General features: G+C 53.4%; 5 protein-coding genes. 2 read left to right on the forward strand and 3 right to left on the reverse strand.

Going from position 1 to position 2662, the window contains the following annotated elements; translation table 11 throughout:
• Window positions 1-68: 68 nt before the first annotated feature.
• The gene (locus tag VEI96_04650) at window positions 69-518 is read right to left on the reverse strand and encodes a carboxymuconolactone decarboxylase family protein (protein HXX57268.1); all 450 of its coding nucleotides are present in this window, start codon (window positions 516-518) and stop codon (window positions 69-71) included.
• Between the two features lie 31 nt (window positions 519-549).
• Window positions 550-1065, reverse strand: a complete 516-nt coding sequence (locus VEI96_04655; protein HXX57269.1) for a nitroreductase family protein — start codon at window positions 1063-1065, stop codon at window positions 550-552.
• 125 nt (window positions 1066-1190) lie between these two features.
• On the opposite strand from VEI96_04655, the gene VEI96_04660 reads away from it, so the two are divergent.
• Window positions 1191-1634, forward strand: coding sequence for a GNAT family N-acetyltransferase (locus VEI96_04660; protein HXX57270.1), 444 nt, complete (start codon window positions 1191-1193; stop codon window positions 1632-1634).
• A 61-nt stretch (window positions 1635-1695) separates the two neighbouring features.
• The gene (locus tag VEI96_04665) at window positions 1696-2229 is read left to right on the forward strand and encodes a YceI family protein (protein HXX57271.1); all 534 of its coding nucleotides are present in this window, start codon (window positions 1696-1698) and stop codon (window positions 2227-2229) included.
• Between the two features lie 46 nt (window positions 2230-2275).
• Here VEI96_04665 and VEI96_04670 read toward each other — a convergent pair.
• The coding region (locus tag VEI96_04670) for a c-type cytochrome (protein HXX57272.1) at window positions 2276-2662 on the reverse strand (387 nt) is incomplete at its 5' end.

Raw genomic sequence — 2662 nt, forward strand, 5'->3', positions numbered from 1 at the left:
CTTCTCTGTCCATGAGCATGATCCTATCTCAATCATAACCCTTCGGCCACATCTCATGACCATCGTGATTACTCTTCACTCGCCCTTTCCTTCTGGCCTCTCCTCTTCAGCCGCCCCTCCTGCTGCTTGAACTTCCGGAAGGCGACGGACAGGGTGGACGACTCGGAGATGGCGCCGGAGATCAGAATCGCATCCATCACTTCCTTGAGCGTTGCCCCTTCCGTCACGGCGCGGGCTATGTGGGCGTCGAGACAATGCTCGCATCTGAGGGCCGTTGCCGCACCGATTGCCACAAGTTCTGCGGTTTTCCGGTCAAGGGCGGACGGCTCCCGGTAGATGGAAAGTCCCTTGAGGACATAAGGGTTAAAGGTGCGGGGCCGCTTCTTCAGGGTGCTCAGGAGGAACCCTAAAGCACCGCGCTGTTCTTCGAGCATCTCAGACAGGGCCTCGGCAAGCTCATCATTCCCCATTAATGACTTTGCCTGTTTCAGAAGCCTTTTCTTTTTCACTTGCGCCACGGGTTCACCTCCTATCGACAGAAATTCAATCTCATCGCAATTCCACCGCCTCTTTCTCGGAGACCCGCGGTGGGGCGGAAGGCGTCCTTGATGAATACCCCACGGGGACCAGGGCGACGGCTCTCAAATGACCGGGCAGAGCGAGGATCTCAGAGACATCTCTCTCCCTGAAGGCGCCGACCCAGACGCTGCCGAGGCCGTTTTCAAAGGCGACAAGCATCATATTCATGACACTGCATGCCACATCCTGAATCGCGTAGAGGTCAAGCCCCCTCTCCCCGTAGCGACTCATGATCCTGCTGTCAGTGCAGCCGACAACGACGAGGGGCGCTTCGTCAATGAAGCTCTGATTTAATGCGGCAACGGCGAGATTCCTCTTTATCTTCGAGTCTGTGACGAAATAGAATTTCCGTGACTGGAGGTTGCCGGCGCTCGGAGCCCAGAGGATCGCGTCTACGAGTTTCCGGATTACCGTGTCAGGGATACCCTCCTTCCGGAAGTCCCTGACACTCCGTCTCATCTTAATGATTTTCAGCACCTCATCCATACCTTCCTCCTGAAGGCACTCCTTTTTACATAGGTAGCATATCATGGATGCGGTTACAGCGGCGAGAGAACGGGAGGGATAGTGCCATCGTTGACTTGACCCCGTGCCGGACTTATACTTTGACCATGCCTCAGAAAGACCAGACGATAATACTTCGGAAGGCTTCCCCCGGTGATATGCCCTTCATCAGGGAGCACCTGGCGCGGTTCATGCTCGATGACGAAGATTTAGACTATCGTCAGTTCGTCGTAGCCCTTGAAGGCCGGGAAATCGTAGGTTTCGGAAGGATCATCCCCCACGGAGAAGTTTTTGAACTCGGAGGCGTCGGGGTCGTCGAGAGTAGGAGGAATCGGGGTGTCGGGACATTAATCGTCGAGTACCTGAAGAGCGTCTTCCCGTCCGATGACGTCTATATCATTACGGACATTCCCGGATATTTTGAAAAACTCGGCTTCAGAAAAACCGAAACGCCGCCTGAGGAACTGGTCAGGAAGATCGAGAGGATATGCAAGACCAAGTGCCGTCAGGACGCGGTGGTTATGCTTTACAGGAGGAGTTTGAACCGATGATTGCATTCCCTTTCCGGGATGCTATAATGAGAAAAAAGAGGAGACGCTCAGGAGGTATTTCATGGCTAAGTGGATAATCGACCCCGATCATTCCGTTGCTGCCTTTGCTGTCAGACACATGATGATTTCAGACGTTCACGGCCAGTTCAACAGGATAAGCGGCATCATTCAGTTCACCCCCCCTGACCTTGCTCACCTATCCGTTGAAGCAGAAATAGATGTAACCGGCGTTTATACCGGTATTCAAAAACGCGACGAGCATCTCCGCAGCCCCGATTTCCTCGACGCGGCAAACTTCCCCAAGATTACTTTTAAGAGTACCAAGGCCCAAGTACTTAGCGAGCGCAGCTGCCGAGTCTCAGGCAATCTGACCATCCGCGGGATCACACATCAGGTCACCCTGGATGTCGAATATTCCGGACCGGTAAACGACCCTTTCGAAGAAGGAGCGACAAGCATCGGCTTCACCGCTTCGGGAAGGATTAATCGTAAGGACTATGATGTCCTGTGGAATGCCGATATGGAAAACGGGGTCATAGCCGGATGGGATGTCCGGCTTACCCTGAACGTTGAGGCTGATAGGGCTGCCGATTAAGTCTTGCCAGAGCTCACTTCTTTCTCCTCCGGCAAAAGGGGGAGAATCACTGAAAGGTCTTCAGGATATAATCTGCAATCGCACGCGCATCTCTGTCGGAGATCGTCTTTTCATCGAACATCTTCATACCGGCCCAGTCCTGGGGATGCGTCGGAAAGGGTCCCGGGTTTCTCATCTTCTTTATTATGTCTGCCGCAGTTTTGATGTTGTTTGCATCGAGATCCTTTTTCTTCAGGGTCTTTTGAGGATTCAGGATGTTACCGCCACCCGGATGACAGGGGGCGCAGTTCCACTGAAAGAGGGATTCTCCGGAACTGCCTTCTTGGGGCTTCTCTGCCGCAAGAACCGAGGCGAATGAACAGAGCAACGCCCCTGAAACGAATACCATACAGATCTTCTTCATCCCATCTCTCTCCTTCATGAGGCGTAATCC

It is taken from the genome of Thermodesulfovibrionales bacterium (assembly GCA_035622735.1).
GTDB lineage: Bacteria > Nitrospirota > Thermodesulfovibrionia > Thermodesulfovibrionales > UBA9159 > DASPUT01.